This window comes from Cobetia crustatorum (genome assembly GCF_000591415.1).
In the GTDB taxonomy this organism is placed as follows: Bacteria; Pseudomonadota; Gammaproteobacteria; order Pseudomonadales; family Halomonadaceae; genus Cobetia; species Cobetia crustatorum.
On sequence record NZ_JEMF01000050.1, the window covers coordinates 33370 to 56983 of the forward strand.

At 58.8% G+C, this 23614-nt stretch carries 15 protein-coding genes and 1 pseudogene; 3 read left to right on the plus strand and 13 right to left on the minus strand.

What is annotated here, in order from left to right:
• Positions 1 to 67 precede the first annotated feature (67 nt).
• Positions 68 to 1006: a transaldolase gene (tal, locus tag BF12_RS0111500; RefSeq protein WP_024952410.1), complete on the plus strand. Its 939-nt coding sequence runs from the start codon at positions 68 to 70 to the stop codon at positions 1004 to 1006.
• A gap of 155 nt (positions 1007 to 1161) precedes the next feature.
• Here the strand turns inward: tal and BF12_RS0111505 are convergent, their stop codons facing one another.
• The 6 genes and pseudogenes from BF12_RS0111505 to BF12_RS0111530 form a co-directional block, all read right to left on the minus strand.
• On the minus strand, positions 1162 to 1704 hold the full coding sequence (locus BF12_RS0111505; protein WP_035160002.1) for an STAS domain-containing protein: 543 nt from the start codon (positions 1702 to 1704) through the stop codon (positions 1162 to 1164).
• Positions 1697 to 2848 (minus strand): PP2C family protein-serine/threonine phosphatase, encoded by a 1152-nt coding sequence (locus tag BF12_RS0111510; RefSeq protein WP_024952412.1) that lies wholly within the window; start codon positions 2846 to 2848, stop codon positions 1697 to 1699. The genes BF12_RS0111505 and BF12_RS0111510 overlap by 8 nt, the downstream gene beginning before the upstream one ends.
• Before the next feature lie 142 nt (positions 2849 to 2990).
• Entirely contained in the window at positions 2991 to 3752 is a 762-nt protein-coding gene (locus BF12_RS0111515) for an MlaA family lipoprotein (protein ID WP_024952413.1), read from the minus strand.
• Positions 3753 to 3933: 181 nt separating this feature from the next.
• Entirely contained in the window at positions 3934 to 5127 is a 1194-nt protein-coding gene (locus BF12_RS0111520) for a beta-ketoacyl-ACP synthase III (protein WP_024952414.1), read from the minus strand.
• 375 nt (positions 5128 to 5502) lie between these two features.
• A pseudogene (gene hrpA / locus BF12_RS19790) lies at positions 5503 to 9686 on the minus strand (ATP-dependent RNA helicase HrpA).
• 212 nt (positions 9687 to 9898) lie between these two features.
• The gene (locus BF12_RS0111530; protein ID WP_084488089.1) at positions 9899 to 11653 is read right to left on the minus strand and encodes an AMP-binding protein; all 1755 of its coding nucleotides are present in this window, start codon (positions 11651 to 11653) and stop codon (positions 9899 to 9901) included.
• Positions 11654 to 12156: 503 nt separating this feature from the next.
• Between BF12_RS0111530 and cysK the strand changes: the two genes are divergently transcribed.
• Positions 12157 to 13122, plus strand: a complete 966-nt coding sequence (gene cysK, locus BF12_RS0111540) for a cysteine synthase A (RefSeq protein WP_024952417.1) — start codon at positions 12157 to 12159, stop codon at positions 13120 to 13122.
• Positions 13123 to 13245: 123 nt separating this feature from the next.
• Here the strand turns inward: cysK and BF12_RS0111545 are convergent, their stop codons facing one another.
• Genes BF12_RS0111545 through BF12_RS0111555 form a run of 3 tightly spaced genes read right to left on the minus strand, consistent with a single transcriptional unit; the run spans position 13246 to position 16729 of the window.
• Positions 13246 to 14112 carry a class II glutamine amidotransferase gene (locus BF12_RS0111545; RefSeq protein WP_024952418.1) on the minus strand — a complete coding sequence of 289 codons (867 nt, stop codon included), beginning with the start codon at positions 14110 to 14112 and terminating at the stop codon, positions 13246 to 13248.
• The gene (locus tag BF12_RS21185; RefSeq protein ID WP_024952419.1) at positions 14105 to 16171 is read right to left on the minus strand and encodes a vWA domain-containing protein; all 2067 of its coding nucleotides are present in this window, start codon (positions 16169 to 16171) and stop codon (positions 14105 to 14107) included. Before BF12_RS21185 ends, BF12_RS0111545 begins: the two co-directional genes overlap by 8 nt.
• A gap of 45 nt (positions 16172 to 16216) precedes the next feature.
• Positions 16217 to 16729 carry a hypothetical protein gene (locus tag BF12_RS0111555; protein ID WP_024952420.1) on the minus strand — a complete coding sequence of 171 codons (513 nt, stop codon included), beginning with the start codon at positions 16727 to 16729 and terminating at the stop codon, positions 16217 to 16219.
• A gap of 328 nt (positions 16730 to 17057) precedes the next feature.
• On the opposite strand from BF12_RS0111555, the gene BF12_RS0111560 reads away from it, so the two are divergent.
• The gene (locus tag BF12_RS0111560; protein WP_024952421.1) at positions 17058 to 19151 is read left to right on the plus strand and encodes a S9 family peptidase; all 2094 of its coding nucleotides are present in this window, start codon (positions 17058 to 17060) and stop codon (positions 19149 to 19151) included.
• A 197-nt stretch (positions 19152 to 19348) separates the two neighbouring features.
• Here BF12_RS0111560 and BF12_RS0111565 read toward each other — a convergent pair whose 3' ends face one another.
• The 4 genes from BF12_RS0111565 to BF12_RS22890 form a co-directional block, all read right to left on the minus strand.
• A complete protein-coding gene (locus BF12_RS0111565; RefSeq protein WP_024952422.1) occupies positions 19349 to 20875 on the minus strand; it encodes a catalase in 1527 nt (508 codons plus the stop codon).
• Between the two features lie 396 nt (positions 20876 to 21271).
• Positions 21272 to 21841 (minus strand): DJ-1/PfpI family protein, encoded by a 570-nt coding sequence (locus BF12_RS22880; RefSeq protein WP_248623686.1) that lies wholly within the window; start codon positions 21839 to 21841, stop codon positions 21272 to 21274.
• The gene (locus tag BF12_RS22885) at positions 21760 to 22800 is read right to left on the minus strand and encodes a catalase (protein ID WP_248623688.1); all 1041 of its coding nucleotides are present in this window, start codon (positions 22798 to 22800) and stop codon (positions 21760 to 21762) included. The genes BF12_RS22880 and BF12_RS22885 overlap by 82 nt, the downstream gene beginning before the upstream one ends.
• A complete protein-coding gene (locus BF12_RS22890) occupies positions 22800 to 23525 on the minus strand; it encodes a catalase (RefSeq protein ID WP_248623687.1) in 726 nt (241 codons plus the stop codon). The genes BF12_RS22885 and BF12_RS22890 overlap by 1 nt, the downstream gene beginning before the upstream one ends.
• Positions 23526 to 23614 lie beyond the last annotated feature (89 nt).

A 23614-nucleotide genomic window follows, 5' to 3' on the forward strand; every position in this document is an offset into this window, starting at 1 on the left:
CTTCACGTCTTGCCTCTTCATGCGGGCCACCATCAGGCGGTTCGCGCTCAGCACAGGAAAATCTTGCATGGCTCAGGACAAGCTCTCCCAGCTCAAGGAAATGACCACCGTAGTCGCCGATACCGGTGATCTCGATGCTATCCGCCGTTTCTCCCCTACCGATGCTACCACTAACCCGTCGCTGATCCTGCAGGCTGCACAGGACCCATCACGCCGTGAGCGTCTGACCGAAGTGGCTCGCACAGCGACTGATATCGATGACGCTGTCGATGCCGTGGCCGTGGATATCGGCACTGAAATCGCGGGCCTGGTACCGGGCTACGTCTCTACCGAGGTCAGCGCGCGCCTGTCTTTCGATACTGACGAAACCATTCGCCGCGCACATCGCATCATCGAACGCTACGCAGCCAACGGCGTCGGTCAGGAACGTATCCTGATCAAGACCGCCTCTACCTGGGAAGGTATCCGCGCTGCCGAGAAGCTCGAGCGCGATGGCATTCGTACCAACCTGACACTGCTGTTCAACTTTGCGCAGGCTCAGGCATGTGCCGACGCTGGCGTGACACTGATCTCGCCCTTCGTTGGCCGTATCCTCGACTGGCACAAGGCCCAGCAGCCCAACGCCGACTTCAGTGGCGACAATGATCCCGGCGTGGAGTCAGTCAAGTCGATCTACGACTACTACAAGGGCCATGGCTACAAGACTATCGTGATGGGCGCCAGCTTCCGCAATACCGGTGAGATCGAAGCGTTGGCCGGTTGCGATCGCCTGACCATCTCTCCCGCACTGCTGGGTGAACTGGCCGAAACCAGTGGCCAGCTGACGCGTCGTCTGATCCCGTCCGATGCCGAGCGCAACGTTCAGGAAGCACTGAGCGAAGCCGACTTCCGCTGGGCCATGAACGAAGATGCCATGGCGACCGAGAAGCTGGGTGAAGGTATCCGCAAGTTCATGGCTGACCAGCGCAAGCTGGAAACGCTACTGGCTGAGCTGCGTAGTCACTGAGTGCATTAGCACGAATCGAGTCGATACGCATCGCACTGACGCAAAAAAGCGCCTGCCGTGACTCACGGCAGGCGCTTTTCATTGGGATGAACTCGAGAGGAGATGAGCCCCCTTACGCCACGCGAGCCTGACGGTACAGGCCGACACAGCATGGCTCAGTGCGAATGGCGCTGCTCCTCGCTTTCCAACAGCTCGATCAGTGGCTGGAACTGGAGACGATTATGCCCGTTCAGACACATCAACAGACGATGCGCCTCAATAATACGGCCACGCAATTCGCCTTCTTCCGGCATTTCAGACGGTAGCTCAGCCAACGGTGCCTCATCACAGCAGCCGGTAGAGTCGAGCCCCGCCTGTTCTGCCGCTGGCAGGCTATTGGCATCCACGACACTGGCGACTTCATCAAACCCCATCACCTTGAGCATGGTCAAGACGTCAGAATGTGTGGCGACGACCTGCGCTGGCAGCACTAAACGATCACGTACCGCCAGCGCCAGCTTGGCCAGAAAGCCCAGCGCCGTGGAGTCGACATTGGTTGCTTCGCGCAGGTCGATGATCACGCTTTCCAGCCCATCGACTGCCGCCACACGCTGCACCTGCAGGTCCAGCGTGGCGCACAGTGTCAGGCGCACATCACCGGACAGCTTGAGCACGAACAGGCCATCGTCAAACACGGCCTGGATACGTCCTTCATCCATCATGGAATCCTGTCAGCGTCATCAGGGTAAGGTCATCCGGCAACTCGCCATCCAGCGCCAGTCCGCGGCGCAGTCCCTGCACATCATCACTGCTCAGTATCCGTTGATGCAGTGCTCGTGTTCTATCTTCCAGCGACTCTCCGGGCAGGCATTCCAGTACTCCATCACTGGCCAGCCACAGGCGAAAGCGCACAGGAAGCGCCACACGATACGCCGGATAGTGGGTGCCTGGGAAGAGGCCGACCGGCCGCCCTCCCCCTTCCAGCACGTGCAGAGCGCCATCCGGTGTCACTAGTACTGGCATCGGTAGCTGTGCCCCCAGCGTGTAGTGCAACGCACGTGTCTCGCGATCAATCACGCCACACAGTACGGTGGCATGCTTACCGATACCACTGTCGAGCAGCTCACGATTGAGCAGTGCCAGCCACTCAGGGCCAAAAGACTCCGGCGTATGCTCGTCCCAGTGGCGTATCGCACGCGAGAACAACAGTTTGAGCAGCACCGTCACAAAAGCTGATGATGCTCCATGCCCGGAGACATCCGCGAAATAGAACAGGCTGAAGCGCTCATCAATCGCCTGATATTCGAGAAAATCTCCCGACAGATACAGTGAGGGCGACAGACAGTATTCATAGCAGATGCCATTGATACGTTGACCACTCTCGGGCAATAGCCGCTGCTGAATCTGACCGCCGGCCTGCTGGTCCTGACGTAATAACGCCAGGTGAGTCTCCAGATGCTCATTCAGCTCTTCAAGACGCGCACGTGCCTTGGCATGCTCATGCGCCAGCTGGTGATGCTCCGCGGCCCGCTTGAGCAGAGTGCGGAGTACCGAGCCGTGCTCGCGCGGCGATATCAGGTAGTCCACCAGCCCTGCTTCCACTGCTGGTAGCAGACATTCGTCACCACGTGTCTCGGCGACCACCACAGTCGGCAATCGCTCGGCCAGTCGCGCCCAATCATGGCTTGCGACTGCCCCGACATGCGCCACCACCACCGCGACACCGCTAGGCAGTGCCGCAATGCTATCGCAGGCAGCGACAGCACAGTGGTCATCTGTCAGTACTGTCGCCAGTGAATCACGCCGCATACCGGGCAGATCAATCAGACCGATCAACAGACGCTTGCCTTGCTCATCCGTCATGCCAGCCTCTCGTGCCAGTCAATCGAAACACTCGTGAGCCCCATCTTCGGGGCAGTCTTTAGCCCCGGTCTCGAGATGATCTTGAATCCCGACGGTCCGATAGGGCCTCATGACAGCGCTGTCGCATCGCGGCAGGCATTGCCTACTGACTATCATCTTCCGGTGCAAAGGCACCGTCGAGATCCGTATCATCGAAGCTGTCGCTGGCAAAGGGATCATCACCCAACTTGCCATCGTTGATATCGAAGTCACGGCGCTGCAGATAGGCATCACGAATGAAGCTGTAGCGATCGCCCTGAATCAGCTTTTCCTGCTCAAGGAATCCGGCACGGGTATCGACCAGATCGAGCGCCTTGAGGCCGTAACGCACCTTGTCATCTTCGATGTAAGTGGTCGGGTTGCTATACATGTCCACCGGCAAGCCTGCAGTATCACGTACGGTACTCGGGCCCAGCAGCGGCAGCATCAGATACGGACCCTGGCCCGTACCCCAGACCGCGAGGGTCTGACCAAAATCTTCCTTGTCGACACTCCAGCCAAGCTCGGTCGCGGGATCAAACAGTCCACCGATACCCACGGTAGAGTTGAGCAGCAGACGCCCGGTAGAGACACCCGCATTCGCCCACTTCCACTGCAACACTGAGTTGAGCATGGTGCGCACCTCTCCCAGATTGGAGAAGAAGTTGCCTACACCGTCCTGCACCAACTCAGGCGTTACATAGTCATAACCCTGTGCCACCGGCTTGAGTGCATAACGATCGAGGGTGTCATTGAAGGTATAGACGTTGCGATTGAAGCCCTCCCACGGGTCTTGGGGATTCGGCTCACTGTTGCCCGGACTGGCGCACCCGGCCAGTAGGGACATGGCCAGCAACGCCGGCAGGGAAGTCTTGATCGTGTGCATCTCGTCACCTGTAAGTCTGTTGAACGCCTGCAGCGCCCTCACTGCCCGCTTATTGTGTCGCACATACCCTGCGCCTCACATCGGACAAAAAGTCGCCTTGGCTATCAGATCCGGCTTTCTTTATACGTTTCGCGCCGACCAAGAGCCAGCGCAGGATCCCTGCCCTACGCAATAATCTGCTTCACCCACAGCGTTTTAGCAGCACGCTACCCGCGCTGTAGCCTGCACCGAACGAACACAGCACACCGAGACTGCCCGCAGCCAGATCATCATGATGCAGATGAAAGGCAATCACGGAGCCTGCTGAACTGGTATTGGCGTAGCGATCCAGAATGATTGGCGCTTCCTGCTCAGAAGGATCACGGCCCAGTACGCGCCGCGCAATCATGTCGTTCATATGGCGGTTGGCCTGATGCAACCACATGCGATCGAGATCACTGCCAGTGGCATCGATATCGCCCAGATGCGTAGTGATCAGTTCAGCCACCAGCGGGCAAACCTCGCGGAACACACGACGGCCTTCCTGGATGAACAACTTGTCATCAGCGGACTCGACAGCGCCATCCTCACGCGCAGCAGTGCGATTGAGGAAGCCGAAGTTGTTACGGATGGCATTGGAGAAACGAGTAACCAGCCGCGACCCCAGCACTTCGAAACCATCAGTGCGTGTGGCGACATCGGCGGCCTCCAACACGACAGCAGTGCAGGCATCGCCGAAGATGAAGTGACTGTCGCGATCACGGAAATTGAGGTGTGCGCTACAGATCTCTGGATTGACCATCAACACACGCTTGGCGCTACCACTGCGGATCGCATTGGCCGCCGTCTCGATACCGAAGGTGGCGGAGCTACACGCCACATTCATGTCAAAGGCATAGCCGCCGGCCAAAAGCGCAGCCTGCAATTCGACTGCCACCGCCGGATACGGGCGCTCGAGATTCGAGCAGGCCACGATCACCAGGTCAAGATCCTCGGCCTTGACACCAGCAGCGGCCAGCGCCTCGTGCGCTGCTGCCACGCCCATCTCACATTGCACGGAGGACTGGTCATTAGCGCGGGCGGGCAAACACGGCCGCATCCGCTCAGGATCAAGAATACCCTCGGCATCCAGTACGTAGCGACTATGAATACCTGATGCCTTGACGATGAACTCGGCACTTGATTCAGTACGCGCCGTAAGCTCACCACGTGCGATGGCATCACTGTTGGCGGCATTGTCCGCCGCGACCCAGGCATTGAAAGAGGCGACCAGCGCTTCATTGCTGATGGCATTTTTCGGGGTATAGAGCCCGGTACCGGTGATCAGTACCCGGTGATTACCGTTAGCAGTCTTGTCTTGATTGCCAGTGGCACGCAGATTGTCATTGCTGGGCATGCATCCACTCCTGACGGCGGCGCCTGCCGGGCACGGCCTATGTAATAGTGTGATGGTGATAGCGTGGCCGGCGCAGGCCTCTCTTCGTACATCGTCTAGGAGAGATCAAGATCCTCTGGCCATGTCACCAGAATCATGTCACCCCTATCGCTCCTGCATCACGCCTTCAGAATCATTATCTTCAGTGTACGCTGTATCGCCAGTCACAGACGCCTGAGCGCAGCTCTTCGTGACTTATTCAGGCGAATCTTAAACAGCAATCTCTGCATGCAGCTTGGGCCATCCGACACAATCTCGCCTCCACGCAGGAGTCACGCAAGCAGCATACGTTGCGAGTAGCCTCGACAATGTCCAGACAGCATTCTCAAACAGCCTTCAGCGACGTGCCATCAGCTCCTGCCAGCGTTTGTCGAGACGCTTGGTGGACACTGTCTCTAGCGTGCCAAGTTGCTGGGCAAAGAGCGACACGCGCAACTCCTGCAGCCACCAGCCAAAATCCTCCAATTCAGCGTCCGGCAAGCCCTGCTCACGGGCCTTGTTCAGTCGCGTATCGAGGCGTGTCTCAAAGCCCTTGACCTCTTCCATGTCGCGCTGATCACGCATGCGCTCACGCGGCGCCTTGTCGAGACGAATCAACATCGCTTCGACATAACGCGGCAGCTGATGGAGCCATGCGCCCGCTTCACGGATGAAGCCGGGGTGTATCAAGCGTGCCTGCTGCACTTTGAGGTCTGCCACTACCAGCGCCATCGAGAAATCGATCTTGCCCTTGAGGCGTTTGGAGAGCTCAAGATGCTGCTTCAGTGCCGCCTCAAGCGGCTTGATCAGCGCTTCAGCATGCGGCACCAGCTCGGCACGCTTGTCATCCAGACGCGCCTGCAACTCACCGCGTGAGCGCGGCAGCGGCTCCACCGCCATCACCTGCTCGAACACGCTATAGATGAAGTCGTCGGCCAGTTGGCGGCGCGTACCAACCTTGGCGAACAGCAGCGCACAGCGCTCCAGCGCTTTCATGTCCTTGTCCAGATAACGGACCTGGTCCGGCAGACGCGCCATCGCCAACCGTGTGATGCCATCACGATGCGCCGCGAGCGCCTTGGCAGGATGATCGAAAAGCTCCACCGCCAGACTCGGCTCGCCCTGTTGTTGAGAGGAAGACGGTACAGTGGCGTGACTGGAAGGCGCACTGTTCTTGCCCGTCTTGCGCGCCAGCTTGCGCTGCTTGGCACTCATGCCAGCACCCGGACCGTCACTCTCTTCCTGTATCGCACGCACGACCAGCGCCGGATACGCCTCGACACGAATGCCCGCCTGGGTGGTGCTGTGCGAGGTAGCCATCGGCGTCTCGGGCAGGTCTTCCAGCACTTCACTGGTGGCATCACGGCTGCGATTGGCCATGGCACGCGCCGCAGCGGCGGCAGAATCCTTGAAGCGTGCTTCCAATGCTTCGAGATCACGCCCCTCACCAAGCACCTTGCCGTCCTGGTCGACGATACGCAGGTTCATGAACAGATGCGGCTCAAGCGCTGCGGGCTGCCAGGCATCTTCCGGCAGACGCAGGCCTGTCTTGACGCGCATGAACTCACCCAGTGCACTGGTCAGCGGTACATCGTCAGGTGTCAGCGCTTCAAGCGCGGCATCGACCCAGTTGGGGATTGGCACCACCTGCTTGCGATACTGTTTGGGCAGTGACTTCATCAGCGCGATCGCCTTGTCACGCAACAGGCCAGGCACCAGCCATTCGATACGGTAGCGTGGCAGCTGAGAAAGCATCGCCGCCGGCACTATCATGGTCACGCCATCATCGATCGCGCCCGGCGAGAAGTGGTAACTGAGCGGATAGGCCACGCTGTTGTGATTGAGCTGCTCCGGATAACGCGCCGCCGTCACCTCACCGGCATCACGCGCCATCAGGTCATCGAGATTCAGATGCAGGACGTTGGGATTATCCTGTTCGGCATCCTTGCGCCACTTGTCGAAGCTACGACCGTTATAGATACCGGCAGGGATACGCTCGGCATAGAAGCTGAAGAGCGTTTCTTCATCGACGAGGATATCGCGCTTGCGGGCACGCGCTTCCAGCTCGCCGACTTCCTCCATCAGCGCACGATTGTGGGAAAAGAACGGTGCACGGGTCTGGAATTCACCCTCCACCAACGCGCGACGGATGAATAGCTCTCGTGATTCTTCCGGCGCCAACGGGCCATAATGCACTTTGCGCGCGGTCACGATCGGCAGACCAAACAACGTGACCTGCTCGCTGGCGACCACCTGAGCACGTTTCATCTCCCAATGCGGCTCGCTGTAGCTGCGCTTGACCAGATGCTCGGCTAGCGGCTCGACCCATTCCGGCTTGATCGCCGCTGCCTGACGCGCATAAAGCTTGGTCGTCTCGACCATCTCAGCCGCCATCAGCACTTGGGTGCCTTCTTGGACACGCCAGACCCCGGGTGCACGAAGAAGCGTCGGTTACGCGCGCCCAGGTACTCGCGATTCTCCTGCTTGAGGCCAAGATTGGAGAGCAGCCCCGTCAGCAATGCGCGATGCAGTGATTCACCATCGATTGCGACTGAAGGCCGCCGTCCCTGACCATGTCCGGCCAGTATCTTGGCGACGACGTCGGCCTGAACCTCTTCCTCACGCGGATGCTGGCTACTGGTGAGCTCGAGCCCCAGATCACGCGTGACCTGTTTGAGCTGACGATAGGTATCATGCCATTCGCGCAGGCGCAGATAGTTGAGGAAGCGTGCCTTGCACCAGCGACGCAGCGGATTGGCACCCAGTGCGTCACGGGCGATCTCGAAGCCATCCCACAGATTGAGCCAGCTGATGAAATCAGAACTGTCATCATCCCACTCGTGATGTGCCTGATCAGCCGCCTGACGCTTCTCGGCAGGGCGTTCACGCGGGTCTTGAATCGACAGCGCACTGACGATGATCAGTACTTCACGCAGGCAGCCACGGCTCGCACCTTCCAGCACCATGCGCGACAGACGTGGATCAATCGGCAAGCGTGCCAACGTGCGGCCATCGCGCGTCAGGCGATTGTGCTCATCGACAGCGCCCAGTTCACGCAGTAAACGGAAGCCATCGCTGACAAAGCGCGAATCCGGCGCATCGACGAAGGGGAATTTCTCGATATCGCCCAGCTTTAGCGACAGCATCGACAGAATGACCGCCGCCAGATTGGTGCGCTGAATCTCGGGCTCGGTGTACTCCGACCGCGCGAGGAAGTCTTCTTCGCTGTAAAGGCGGATACACAGCCCCTCGGCGATACGTCCGCAACGCCCCTTGCGCTGGTTGGCGCTGGCCTGACTGATAGGCTCTACCGGCAGACGCTGAATCTTGGAGCGGTAGCTATAGCGGCTGATGCGTACCAGACCGGGGTCGATGACATAGCGAATACCCGGCACGGTCAGCGAGGTCTCGGCGACATTGGTGGCCAGCACGACGCGGCGTCCGCGATGTGGCTGGAAGACACGGTTCTGCTCTTCATTCGAGAGGCGCGCGTACAGCGGCAGTACCTCGGTATCACGTAGCTGGGCACGGCGCAGCGTATCGGCAGTGGCGCGAATCTCGCGCTCGCCCGGCAAGAAGATAAGCACATCGCGCGGACCTTGCAGCCAGCCCTTCTCACGCTCGATCACCGACAGCTCTTCCACCGCACGCAGAATACCTTCCTGCAGACTCAAGTCTTCCTCGTCCTCAGCATCGCGTACCAGCGGCAGATAATAGGTATCCACTGCATAATTGCGTCCGGTCACCGAGACGATCGGCGCAGGCGTGCCATCAGGCGCGGCGAAATGCTGGCTGAAGCGCTCCACATCGATGGTGGCCGAGGTAATGATGACCTTGAGGTCCGGCCGGCGCACGGTGAGACGCTTGAGGTAGCCGAGCAGGAAGTCGATGTTCAAACTGCGCTCGTGGGCCTCATCAATGATGATGGCCTCATAACGGCTCAGATCCGGGTCATGCTGGGTTTCCGCCAGCAGAATGCCGTCGGTCATCAGCTTGACCAGTGTCTCCGGCCCCGTGGTGTCGTTGAAGCGCACCTGATAGCCAATCGTCTCACCGAGCGTCGTCTCGAGCTCTTCCGCCAGACGCGCAGCGACTGAACGCGCTGCCAGACGACGTGGCTGGGTATGGCCGATCAGACCATTTCGGCCCAGCCCCATTTCCAGACACAGCTTGGGGAGCTGGGTGGTCTTGCCCGAGCCGGTTTCACCCGCCACCACGACGATCTGATGCTCCCTGAGTGCCGCGAGAATATCTTCGCGACGCTCCACCACCGGCAGTGTCGGCGGATAATTGAGTGCAGCAGGCGTCTGCCAGCGCGCCAACGCCGTCTCGCGAGCCGCACGTTGGGCAATGCTGGCCTCAAGCCGTGTCTCGACATCATTGATAGCGCGATCAACGGGCTTGCTCTCCTTGAGGCGCCGACGCAGCCCCGCCAGACGCTTACCCAGTTCACGCTGATCGCGGATCAGGGCACGTTCGAGCCGGGCCGCAAGGGCCTCAAGACGCGCATGTTCGGACGGTGCGGTAGCGGTGTCGCTCAAGGACTGCCTCTTCTCAACCAGAGGCCGCACGCCTGAGCGCACAGCCGAAAACTCTCGGAATTCGGTCACCCACGCACAACCTGTCGCAGAGACCTGAATGACAAAACGGCCCGTCACTTGGTGACGGGCCGTACATTGTAGCCTTGCCAGCAGCCGCGCCCAACCTTGGGCGGCTCAGGCATGACATCTGTGCCTCTCGCGGGACACCACCCTCAGACTTCACGCGTCGTGACGTTCTCGCTATCACGCAGTTCACGGCGCAGCACCTTGCCGACATTGCTCTTGGGGAGCTCGTCACGAAATTCGACGAAACGCGGCACCTTATAGCCAGCCAACTGCTCCTTGCACCAGGCGCGCAAGGTATCGCGATCAAGGTCGGGATTGCGCGACACGACAAACAGCTTGATTGCCTCACCGCTCTGCTCATCAGGTATCCCAACGACAGCCGCTTCCGCCACATCAGGATGACCACTGACCACATCCTCGATCTCGTTCGGATACACATTGAAGCCGGAGACGATGATCATGTCTTTCTTGCGATCGACAATACGCACGAAGCCGTCCGGCTGAATGACGGCGATATCACCAGTGCGGATGAAATTCTCATCATCCATCGCTTCACGCGTGGCGTCGTCACGCTGCCAGTACCCCTTCATCACCTGCGGACCACGTACGCACAATTCTCCGGGTTGATCACGACCCAATGTCACGCCATCAACATCCACCACCTTGAGTTCCGTGCCCGGGACGGGGCGGCCGATGGTACCGAGCTGCAGTTCACGCGGCGGATTGAAGCTGACGATGGGCGAAGTCTCGGTCATACCGTAACCCTCAGCGATGGGGCAGCCGGTAATGGCCTCCCAACGTTCAGCCGCGGTACGCGTCAATGCCATGCCACCGGAGATGGTGAGCTTGAGCTTCGAGAAGTCCAGCGCTTTGAAATCATCGCGCTGACACAGTGCCGAGAACAGCGTATTGAGGCCGACAAAGGCGGTAAACGGCGTGGTGCGTAGTGTCTTGATGAAGCCATCAATATCACGCGGATTGGTGATCAGCACGCTGTGGTTGCCACTCTCCATGCTATAGAGGCAATTCACCGTGAAGGTATAGATGTGATAGACCGGCAGCGGTGCAATCAGCACTTCCTGACCTTCCTTGAGCACATCACTGATCACACCACGCGCCTGCAGCATGTTCGCCACAAGATTGCGATGCGTCAGCATGGTGCCCTTGGCCACGCCCGTGGTGCCGCCGGTGTACTGCAGCGCCGCCACGTCGTCTGGCTGACGGTTGACACGGGTATGCGAAAGGCCTGCACCGCGCTTGAGAACATCGCGCAGACCATGTGCCGCGGGAAGTGTGTAGGCCGGCACCATCTTCTTGATATAGCGCACCGCTAAATTGATCAGCGGGCGCTTGGGGAAATCATGCAGATCGCCGATCTCGGTGATGATGACTTCTTCAATCGAGGTGCGGTCGAGTACCTTCTCAAGCTTGTCGGCCATATTGGCCAGAATCACGATCGCACGGGCACCTGCATCATGAAACTGATGCTGCATCTCGCGTTCGGTATAAAGCGGATTGGTGTTGACCACGACCAGCCCCGCCCGCAGCGCACCGAAGACCGCGACCGGAAACTGCAGCAGGTTCGGCAGCTGAATCGCAATACGATCACCGGGCTCAAGTCCGGTTTCATGCTCAAGCCAAGCCGCGAAGTTACGCGACAGGCGATCGACATCGGCATAGTTCAGTGTCTTGCCCATGCAACTGAACGCCGGGCGACTGGCATAGTTGGCACAGCTGGCCTCGAAGACCTCAAGGATGGAAGAATAGTCCTCAAGCCCGTTCAGCGGCTCACCGCATAGAATCAGACTGTCACTGTCTGGTGCGCATGTATTCGTACTATCAGCGCTCGTACTATCAGCGCTATCAGCTGTCGCAGAAGCGGCAGAATTGGCATCACGCATGGCAATGGGCTCCATGGCTACGTTCATCGGGTGCAATATCGATGGGCTCACACCCTTTGTTGTTATCGGGCCGTCACGCCCGCATGTAAATGGATGGCACGAATGATAGGCGTATCATCGTTGTTATACGCTACCTTAACCAGCACGCATTGCATTGTAAAACGATCGATTGAAACCATCGTTCACATTCATGAATCCTTCACCATATCAATGGATTGCAGGCATTCGACCTTGGTCCGATGGCTAACGACTGGCTGATGGAAAGTAGAGCAGGAGTACACACAGTGAAAGCCGAACGACGTGCGCGCCCTCCTCTCCCTCTACCTGCACTATTTATCATCCCTGCCATGTCGTTATGCGCTCCAGGCCTTTGAGTCGCAGCGTGCTTACCCTTACTCTGAAGCGCATCAGGCGATAACGCCAGTGAAGGAGATGGGCTCCACCTCCTGCATATTCATTCTGACGGCGCTTTCGTTCATCGCTCATCTGTAGAGGAATCTCGCATGGCACAGATCTATCAGGACAACTCACTGGCCATCGGCAACACGCCACTGGTCAAGATCAACCGCCTGAGCAGCCACCCACGCCTTTACGCCAAGGTGGAAGCACGTAATCCAGCGTTTTCCGTCAAATGCCGTATCGGTTCCAGCATGGTGTGGGATGCCGAAGAGCGTGGCGCGCTCAAACCGGGTATGGAAATCGTCGAGCCAACCTCCGGTAACACCGGCATTGCACTAGCCTTTGTCGGCGCTGCACGTGGTTATCCGGTGACACTGACGATGCCGTCTTCAATGAGCATGGAGCGTCGCAAGGTGCTCAAGGCACTGGGTGCCAATCTGGTACTGACAGACCCGGCACTCGGTATGCAGGGTGCGATAGACAAAGCCTGCGAACTACAGAAAGCCGAGCCGGAGCGTTACTTCCTGCCGCAACAGTTCTCGAATCCCGCCAACCCGCGTATCCATGAAGAGACTACTGGTCCAGAAATCTGGGATGCGCTAGATGGTGACATGGATGTACTGGTCGCTGGCGTCGGCACCGGCGGCACCATCAGCGGCATCGCGCGTTACTTCAAGACGATTCGCGGCCAGACGCTTGAAGCGGTAGCAGTGGAACCGACCGAATCCGCCATCATCACTCAGCGTCTCAAGGGCGAGTCCATCACACCTGCCCCGCACAAGATTCAAGGCATTGGCGCCAACTTCATCCCTGACAACCTGGACCTGACGCTGATCGATCGCGTCGAGCCGGTCGCCAGCGATGAGGCGATGGCCATGGCACGCCGCATCATGAAAGAGGAAGGCATCATGTGCGGTATCTCTTGTGGCGCGGCAATGATCGCGGCACTGCGCCTGGCCGATGATCCGGCGTACGCTGACAAATCCATCGTCGTCATCCTGCCGGACAGCGGCGAGCGCTACCTGTCCTCACCGATGTTTGCTGGCATGTTCGATGAAGTTGAAGACTGATATGCCGCATTCCAGCACTTGGTCGAACAGTCGTTAGACACAGTTGTTAGACATGGAAAGGGCCGCATTCGCGGCCCTTTCTGATTTCCAGACATCAAAGAATGTCTTCTCACTGAAGCGTACTCAGCAACTCACATCGGTGGCCAACCAATCTGGCGTGAGGCGCGCCGTCGCCTGCCTATCCGCCCCCTCGCCTTCTTCAATCGGCAGTTCACCGCCAAGACTCGCCACCAACTCGCCTTCGCGGAACACCACCAGCTGCCCCGGCAGCAGGCGCACCCACTGCTCATTATCTGTTAGCGGGTCTGTCGCAATCACTGACACCACATCATTGCAGGTAGTGTGCTGCTGGAAATCGACGCTCATCTCGAAGTCGGTCAGGCTCGCCTTGCCAAACGGCGCACGGCGGGTGATGTGCGCCAACTTCGTCGAGCAGTAGGCATACAGATGAATGCCGTCTGATAACAGCAGGTTGAAGACGCCCATACTGCGGAGCCGCTCACACTGCACATGCAGGTGTCGCCACAGCTCGACGCACTGTTCTGGCGGTTCAGGAAAGGCGCGACGAATCTCGCCGAGCAAAAAACAGGCGGCATGCTCGCTGTCAGTGCTGCCCACTGGCCGGTAGTACGGCAGCGGCAGTGCCTGCCACTCCGCCAGCTGCCCATTGTGGGCATAGCACCACTGGCGCCCCCATAACTCACGCGTGAACGGGTGAGTGTTGGCCAGAGTGATCTGCCCCACGTTCGCTTGCCGGATATGGCTGATCACCATCTGCGATTTGATCGGGTACTCCAGGATCATGCGCGCGATAGGCGAGTCGACCGACGGATGAGGATCACGAAACTCGCGATACCCTCCCTCTTCATAGAAGGCGATGCCCCAGCCATCACGATGCGGCCCCGTGCCACCACCACGCTGCAGAAAGCCCGCGAAACTGAAGCAGATATCGGTCGGCACATTGGCACTCATGCCGAGCAGTTCACACATGGGGTTCCTCCCGGTGATGCGTTTTACGCGTCAGGCGACGCACCAGCATGATAAGGGCAAGCAGACCAATCACACCGGCCACTGCGTAGGCAATCATGCGACTCTGCGGTGATTCTGCCTCCCGCTGGGCAAAGCCCGAAGCACCTTCGAACCACTGATTGATCAACGCCGGCACCTTATCAATCGGCAGACGGCCCTTCAGCAGCAGTGCATTGAGATCTTCCTTCTCATTACCTGCCTGATCCAGCCCTTGAACCTCACCGAAGGCCTCGCCCTCGATCGGTGTGCGATCCAGATTGGCAGCACGCCGTGCCGCGCGCTCGTTGAGTGTGAAGGGAGCGAGGTCAATGAAGCGCGCCTCACCTTCCAACTCGACGCGAGCGCTGATCTGCACGTCGGCACTGACATCACGCTCAAGTGATGGCAGGTCGATACGCCATTGACGCTCGCCTTGCTCACTGACTGCCAGCCTTTCGCCACGCAGCGTGGCCACCAGGCGCGTATTCGCGGTATTGAGCAATGGATGACGCGCAGTGACTTCCAGCGCCTTGGCCGGATGACCAGAGCTGCCGGAGGCACCTGACGTTGCGACCGGCTCGACTAGCAGCGGGTCCACCACACTGGTGCGCTGACTGAGCTGGCGCGCAAAGGACGCGTTATCACGATAACCGGCCACGGTCAGCGTCAGGCGCGCACCGCCCAGTTGCTGGGGAGCTGCCATGTCGACATTGAAGTCAGCGCCGTCTCGCTCAAGACCTCGCTGCTGTGCCGTAGTCACCGCGGCCATTGACGCTTCCAGCGAGGCATCCTTCGAGCCACCGCCGCTAGCCGCCTCCGCATCAGCGTCCTGCTCCGGCACCAGCCGTGCATTACCGTCGAGCGTGGCCAGGAATTCCTCATCACTGACATCACGTGCGCCATTGGCCAGTGTCGCTTGCAGCGAATAGCCGAATCCGCGATACAACGTGGCAGGCAGAGGGCGCGCGACAAGCGCCAGATCCGAGACCACCGTGATGCGGCTATCGGCACCCACCTGCCCCTCAATACGCCACTCACCCGCCTGCGGCGTGGTCACGGTAATCAGATCGTAGCGGGATTGATGCTCCCAGCGCACGCCCTCCGGCAGAGAACTTGCCTCCTTTGATGAGGGCAATTGATAACGTTGTCCATCTGGCGCGATCAATACTGGCGCACTGTCAGCTGGGCCATGGAAGACCAGCGCAGTGAATTCATCCACGCTGTCATCAATGACAAAGCGCTTGTTCTCCAGCGGCACCTGCTCACCGGGTACGATGCGATCCAGTGCGGCAAGGAAGGTCCGCAGCAGGTCTTCCGGCGTTTCGGCAACACTGGCCAGGCCGCCAGTGGCATCAGCAACTCGCTGTAGCAAATCGATATCAGCGTTACGCGACAGTGCCACGGTGTGCACCGTGATGTTGTGACTGGCAAGTGCCGGAGCAAGCTGATCAATGATGCGCTGACGTGATTCAGTATCGCGCGCTGCCTTCAGTCCAGCGGGTTCACGCAAATCCACCATGCCATCGGAGAGCAGAATGATCTGGCGTGGCGTATCGCCACCGACTTGCGTTTGAGCGCCTTCGGCAGCCGCACGCAGACCCGCTTCCAGATCGGTGTACTGCTCGTAATCATCAAGACGGCCCTCAAGGCTGCGCGCCGCCTGCTTCCAATCGCTATTGACCGGCCCTAGAGCCAGCAAGGGTTGTACTTGCTCACCGAAGCTCCACAGCCCGGCGCGTGAACGTTCCGGTAGCAGCGTGACGAGAAGATCCAACGCACTGGCGCGCAGATTGCCAGGATCGTTGTGCTTCATGCTGCCAGACACATCAATCGCCATACGCAGATCAGGAGCGGACTCCTGTTGCGTGGCAGATGCCGTCACTTCTGTCTCTTCAGACTGTGCCAGTGGGCTGAACAGCATACCCACCAGCAGCGGACCTGTTAGCCACGCTCCTGTCAGCAATGGCGCTAGCAGTGTCTTGCTCAAGCATCGCAACCACAGACGCGAGAAAGATAACGGGACGTTCACATCACGAGGCATCACAGATCCTTAGTCCACGCACGGACAATGCACAGATAGCGCTGATCAGAGGGAAGGTTCCTGACGATCACGCGCCGTACGGCGTGCTGCGGCGGTGCGCGCTGGCGCATCACGGCTTTCGGCACGCAGGCCATTATCAACAGCACCCTCTTGGCCTTCATCATCGTGTGCTGCACGACGTGACGGTCGCTGCGCTTCACGACGGCGCTGTTCACGACCACGTCCCAGCCACCAGATACCCAAACCTGCCGCCACGCCCAATCCGATGCCGAGCACCAGCATGGCAAAAGATGACGCCACACCACCGCCATCCTTCTGTATCAGACTAATCGCAAAAGCCACAATCGCCGGCGCGGTGCCGGAATAGCTATCCGCAGGCACCGTGGCAGTCACATGGAAGCCAGCAGGAACCGCGATCATGCCGGTGACACCACCTACCACTAGCCAGCGCATGAAGCGCGGCAATATCCGTACCGCCATATATCCGGTAAATACCACCACCACTGCCAGCCCGAAATAGATCAGCCACATCTGCGGCAGGGAATCAGAAATCAACATGCCCTTCACTCCTGTCAGAACTTTCTATCAGAACTTTCTATCAACACGCTCTACCAACATGTTTCATCAACACGTTCTATCAATATTTCCTACAAAGAACTGCCGGATAAAACTGACGAGCAATGCCTTCAGACGGTACTTCCCGCCGACACTTCAATTTCCTACGAACACGTCCCGCGCATGATGCCCTGCCACTGCACGTTCGTGACCCGCGATTTCAACGCCCTTTTCCTACTGGGCAAGGGCTTGTGAACGCTGTGGGACACGCCCAATGTTACACTCCATACCCGCCCGACACACTCGAGCCCCCGACTTTCACGAGGTAGCCATGTCCGACAGTCCTGTCCAGCGTCATTATCGTGCCAATGACCCAGAATGGCACTGGCTTGAGACACGAGACGCGCCTGAGGTAGAGGCATTTCTCACCGCAGCCAATGCCGAGAGCGACAATTGGTTCACGCCGCTGATGCCGCTAGCCGATGCGCTCTATACCGGCCACCTGGCACGCCGTGAACTGGCCGTCTCCAGCCTACCGGAAGCACTGGACTATTACGTCTATTGGAGCAAGACCGCAGACGATGCCGATTATCCCGTGTGGTGGCGCCATCCTCTAGCAGCCGATCCCGCTGATACCACGCGTCATGAATGCCTGCTCGATCTGCAAACCCTGTCGCGCCATCACGACTTCGTTGAGCTAGGCGACATGTCCATCTCACCGAACGAACAGCAACTGGCGTGGACTCTGGACACCAGCGGTGACGAGGTGTTCAGCCTCATGCTCGGAATTCTGGATGCCAATGACAGCGACGTTCGTCAAAAGGGACAGAAAGACGAGTGCTTGCTGGACAACATCGGTCCGGATCTGTCTTGGGCCGAGGATGGCCAGCATCTACTTTTCACACGCTATGACAGCACCCAGCGCCCGTTCGAGATCTGGTGTCTCAACGTCGAAAACCGTCACGAAACTCTGCTGTATCGCGAGGAAGATAGCGAATTCTGGGTCGGTATGGGCAAGACTCGCTCACGCGAATATATAGTGTTGGAAACAGCCTCCAAGGATACCAGCGAGTCTTGGCTATTACCGGCAGCGACACCACTGGGCGAGATGACATTGGTGCGTGGTCGCGAAACCGGCGTCGAATACGGCGTCGATCACCGCCCCGGCCACTTCTATGTGCTGCATAACCATAACGCGCCGCACTTCCAGCTCGATGTGGCACCGGAAAGTGCACCAGGCGACTGGCAGCCACTGATTCCCACCCGCGAAGAGGTGACGCTGGAAGGGGTCGATGCCTTCAGCTGGGGATTGATGGTCGATGAGCGTGATCATCGCCAGGCGCAAGCCTGGTTGCGTGTCGTCGAGTTCGATGGAGCAGCATCAGGGTCAGATGCCATCACGCGTGACGAGCGTCTGGTGATGCCCGAACAGCCACTGAGTCAGGGACTGGGCGACTGCCCGCATTTCGACTCACGTCGTCTGCGTATCCGGGAGGAAAGCTTCACGACACCGCCGAGCTGGATCGAGATCGATCTGGATACCGGCACTCGTCATCTGCTCAAACGCCAGACGGTGCATGGCGACCTGGCACCGGATGAGCTGATCAGCCGTCGTCTGTGGGCCACCTCCGCTGATGGCGAACAGGTGCCTGTCTCGGTCGTGATGCGTCGTGATCTATGTGACACAGAAGGGCGACCGCTCGCGCCATTGCCGGTACTGCTGTATGGCTATGGTGCCTATGGCGAGACGCTGGACCCGTGGTTCTCGATTGGACGCCTTGAATTGCTGACACGTGGCGTGGCCTTTGCGGTCGCACATGTACGCGGCGGCGGTGATCGCGGTGAACCCTGGTACCTGGCGGGCAAGCTTGAGCACAAGGAAAACAGCTTCCACGACTTCCTCGCGGCGCGTGATGCACTGGTTGAACAGGGTGTCGGTGCGGCTGATCGCATTGCAGCCTACGGTGCTAGTGCCGGTGGCCTGCTCGTCGGGGCTAGCCTCAACAAGCGCCCGGATGCCTTCTGTGCCGCCGTGCTCGACGTACCGTTCGTCGATGTGCTGCGCACCATGGAGAATCCCGAGCTACCGCTGACCACCGCCGAGTACACCGAGTGGGGCAATCCTCACGAGAGTGAGGCACGTCGCCGCATTCGCGCCTACTCGCCGCTGGACAACCTGACGGCAGCACCTTATCCGCCGCTATTCCTGCAGGGTAGCTGGCACGATACGCGTGTGCCCTACTGGGAGCCGGCCAAGCTGTATGCGCGCCTGCGCCAGATGGACTGCACGCCACACCCGGTGCTATTGCGCACTGACATGAGCTCTGGGCACGGTGGAGCCTCGGGGCGCTTCAAAGCCTGGCGCGACAATGCCCGTCAGGATGCCTTCCTGCTGTGGGCACTGGGTGTAAGCGATGACGGCTGATTTCGCACTACAACGCTGATTCAAGACCTCCTCAGAACAGGTTGACATCGCCAATACGACAAGGCCCCCGCCGGGTAACCGGCGGGGGCCTTGATGTTTCCGTCAGCTCATTTATCTGACGGACAGTTTTTTGCGAATAGCGTTTTCCAGATGATTCAGTACCGGGCACTCATCGCAAAGAATTCATCGTGATGAACTTAGCGCGGGTCGAGCTTGACCAGCTTGGTCGCGACACGATCACCGTAGTCGGCATCGGCCTGACGAAGGTGCGCGATCATCTTGTCCTGCACGACGTGGCTCACGCCAACCATGGTGCCTGAGATGACGTCAGTAATGCGCGTCTTCTGACCCTCATCAAACATGCGGTAAAGATTACCCGCCTGGCTGTAGTTATCCTCATCGCTGTTGTCGTAGTAGCCAACCCAAGCGTCCTGTTCCAGCGGCATGGCCGGCTCGACAGCTGTGGCGTCCGGCACCGGTGCACCTTGCTCGGCACGCTCGTTGGGGTAGAAGTTAGTGCGGGAATACTGGCCGCCTTCCTTCGTCTCACCCGGCATGCCCTGCGTTGCCTGGCCACCCTGCGGGCCACCACCGTGCCCGGTTACCGGACACATGCCTGCCATCGCACCATCGCGCTGATAGTTGTTGACCGGGCAGACCGGACGGTTAACTGGCAGCTGCTCGCCATTGACGCCAACACGATAGCGGTGTGCATCGGCATAGGCCCACAGACGCGACTGCAATACGCGGTCCGGTGAGGCACCGATACCCGGCACGAAGTTGGACGGCGAGAAGGTGGACTGCTCAACCTCGGCGAAGTAGTTCTCCGGGTTACGGTTCAACTCCATCTTGCCGACTTCGATCAGCGGGAAGTCACCATGCGGCCAGACCTTGGTCAGATCGAACGGATTTATGTGATAGCTACGCGCCTGCTCTTCGGTCATTACCTGAAGGTTGACAGTCCAGCTCGGACGCTCACCACGATCAAGACGTGTATGCATATCATTCTGGTGGAAGTCAGGTGCCACCTGGCTTGCTTCTGCATCGGTCAGAGTTTCGTGACCCTGATCAGTCTTGAAGTGCCACTTGACCCAGACTCGCTCACCCTTGTCATTCCACAGGCTCAGCGTATGCGAGCTATAACCGTTCATGGTGGTCAACGACTTTGGAATACCGCGATCTGACATCAGGATGGTGACCTGATGCAACGCCTGCGGATGGTTGGCCCAGAACTCCCAGCGATTCTGCCAGCTCACCATGTTGGTGTGCGGGTCTTTCTTCTGGGTATGGATGAAATCAGGGAACTTGGACGGCTCGCGGATGAAGAACACCGGCGTGTTGTTGCCGACCATGTCCCAGTTGCCCTCTTCGGTGTAGAACTTGAGAGCAAAACCACGGACATCACGAGTGTTGTCACCGCTGTCCTGGCCACCGGCCACGGTAGAGAAACGTGCCAGCATCGGCGTCTGCTTACCGACGCCCTGCAGGAAACGTGCAATGGTCAGGTCAGACAGGTCACGCGTCAAAGTAAAGGTACCGAAAGCTGCGATACCACGAGCATGCACGACACGCTCCGGAATACGCTCACGATTGAAGTGAGCCAGCTTTTCGAACATACGCCAGTTATCAAACGTCAGGGAGCCATTCGGGCCAGCCGTCTGACTGATGTCGTCATGTGGAACCGGCGCACCATTAGCGGTGGTATAGCGGGGAGTCTGTGACATGCGGACGTTCTCCTGTCAGGAATTTGGATGACACACGCCTCGTGTCTGGTGCAGTAGGAAACTGTTGTTTTCATGAACTGCTGTGATGACATGACGCATAAAGCAATCTACCAGAAGGTTAATACTTTCAAATCAACGAGCCATCACCGGTGCGGGATTTCCTTCAGGGCCAAGACGACCTGCCCGGCAGTGTGCTTGCGCATGACCCCTTTGATACCTGTTCATTTTAGCCAGTAGACGAGACAAGAGATAATCAATTACCCGCATGCGTTCAATAATGCAGGGCTATCAGAAATCTTGGTGAGCGAGCACAAGAAACACCCTGACCAAAGGTACAGGGCGTTATGTGAAGGTAACGTGACGGTCACCTGTCTAGCCAACAAAATGGCGCCAACATCAGGCAGGCATCTGGTTGGCTCTCGTATCGCGATCCCAGACACGATGAGACAGCAGCGCATCGCGAAGCGGCAGGCTGACCGCCAGGACCTCATCCACCAGGATGACACCCTCTTCTTCCGGGATACCGGCCTTGGCCAGCAGTTCACGGCCTTCTGAAATGGCCAGAATCGGCTTGAGATGCTTGTAGGCTTCCTGAACATAGTAGAGCCCGAGCCCTGAAGCGCTCAGCGCCTTGACACTGCCTTCGCCACCAGCGACGACCACGGCGTCCACCGTGACCGACGGCATGCCATTGAGCATCGCATCCGGCGACAGCATGCTGCCGTCCAGAGCCTTGATCGGCGCCATGCTGGGCGCGATCAACAGCCCCTCGGCCCCTTCATCGGCCAACTGCTTCTTGATGCCATTGACGTCCTCGACCGCGACACCATTCGCCGCGAGGATGGCAACCTTGCGCGTGGCGATGGAGTCCGGCAGGCGAGCCATCAAGCTGAGGGCTGAATCACTTTCCACCTGGCTGCTGCCCAGCTCACCCGCGGGCGCCGGCTTGGCTGTCGGGGTGGCCACCCGTGGTTTTCCCCTACGCGACGCGCCAGCTCCAGATCGATATTGGGCAGGATCTCAGTGATCACTCGCTCACGAATCCACGGACGCTCGACCTTGGAAAGCTCGAAGGTATAGGCGGCAATGATGTGTTCCTTCTCGACATCCGTCTGGCTGTTCCAGAACAGCGTGGCCTGGGAATAGTGATCGCCGAAGGACTCACTGCGCGCACGCACCTTGTGGGCTTCAATGCGCTCATGGTGTGGCTCGAAGCCACCATGTGCGTCATCAGACGGCGGTGTCTCGGACGGCCAGCCACCATCGATGGAGTTGGGCTCGTAGGATGCCTGCCCCGTATTGATGGTCTGGCGATGCTGGGCATCACGCTGATTGTTGTGGAACGGGCAGACCGGCTGGTTGATGGGAATCTCGTGAAAGTTCGGCCCACCGAGACGCAACATCTGGGTATCGAGATAGGAGAACAGACGCCCCTGCAACAGCGGGTCGTTGGAGAAGTCGATACCCGGCACGATATTGGCTGGATTGAATGCGACCTGTTCGGTTTCCGCGAAGAAATTGTCCGGGTTGCGGTCCAGCACCATCTTGCCGATCGGTACGACAGGCACCAGCGATTCCGGGATCAACTTGGTCGGATCGAGAATATCGAAGTCGAAACTGTGTTCATCCTTCTCTTCGACAACCTGGATACCCAGCTCCCATTCCAGCGCGGCGCCATTCTTGATGTCGTCCCACATCATGCGACGATTGAAATCCGGATCACGCCCCCACAGCTTCTGGGCTTCATCCCAGATCAGCGAACAGGTGCCCGCCACCGGCTTCCAGTGGAACTTCACGAAGCGTGAAGTGCCCTCACGATCAATCAGCCGGAAGGTATGCACGCCAAAGCCTTCCATGTTGCGGAAATGACGCGGGAAAGCGCGGTCCGACATGGTCCACAGTACGGTATGCGTGGTTTCCGGCATCAAGGAGACGAAGTCCCAGAAGGTATCGTGCGCCGACTGCCTTGGGGGATCTCGTTGTGCGGTTCCGGCTTCACTGCGTGAACGAAGTCGGGGAACTTCATCGCGTCCTGAATGAAGAACACTGGGATGTCGTTGCCGACCAGATCCCAGTTGCCGTCGTCGGTATAGAACTTGGTCGCGAAGCCACGGACATCGCGCACGGTGTCGTTGGAGCCACGCGCACCCTGCACGGTGGAAAAGCGCACGAAGACGGGCGTCTTCTTCGACGGATCATGAAACACGCCCGCCTTGGAGTACTGCGCAGCGTTGTCATAAGCCTGGAAATAACCGTGTGCCGCGGAACCTCGCGCGTGCACGATGCGCTCCGGAATGCGCTCGTTATCGAAGTGATTCATCTTCTCGCGGAAGATGAAGTCCTCCATCAGCGTCGGACCACGCTCACCCGCTTTCAGCGAGTTGTGGTTGTCCGCGATGCGCAGCCCTTGGTTGGTGCGCAGATCGTGACCTTCAGCATCCGAGCGGAAGGTCTCGAGATTCTCATCCTTGGCCTGGCCGTCACCTGCATTGGGCTTGGTGTCATGCGGCCCATTGCGGTTCGAGTAGGTATAAGGATTGTCCGTCGTTTGATCCGGATTCTGACCAGCATGATGTGGACACTGCTGCTCGTCTTGCGGATCACTCTGCGGCTTGTCATGAGAGGAAGGATTCTGCTGGTTGCTCGCCATGCTAAAACACTCCTGTTTTCGCTAGATCTGCAACCCGCCGCTCTGCTGGCGACGGACTTTCCAACAGGCCAAACAGCAGGGACATGGTC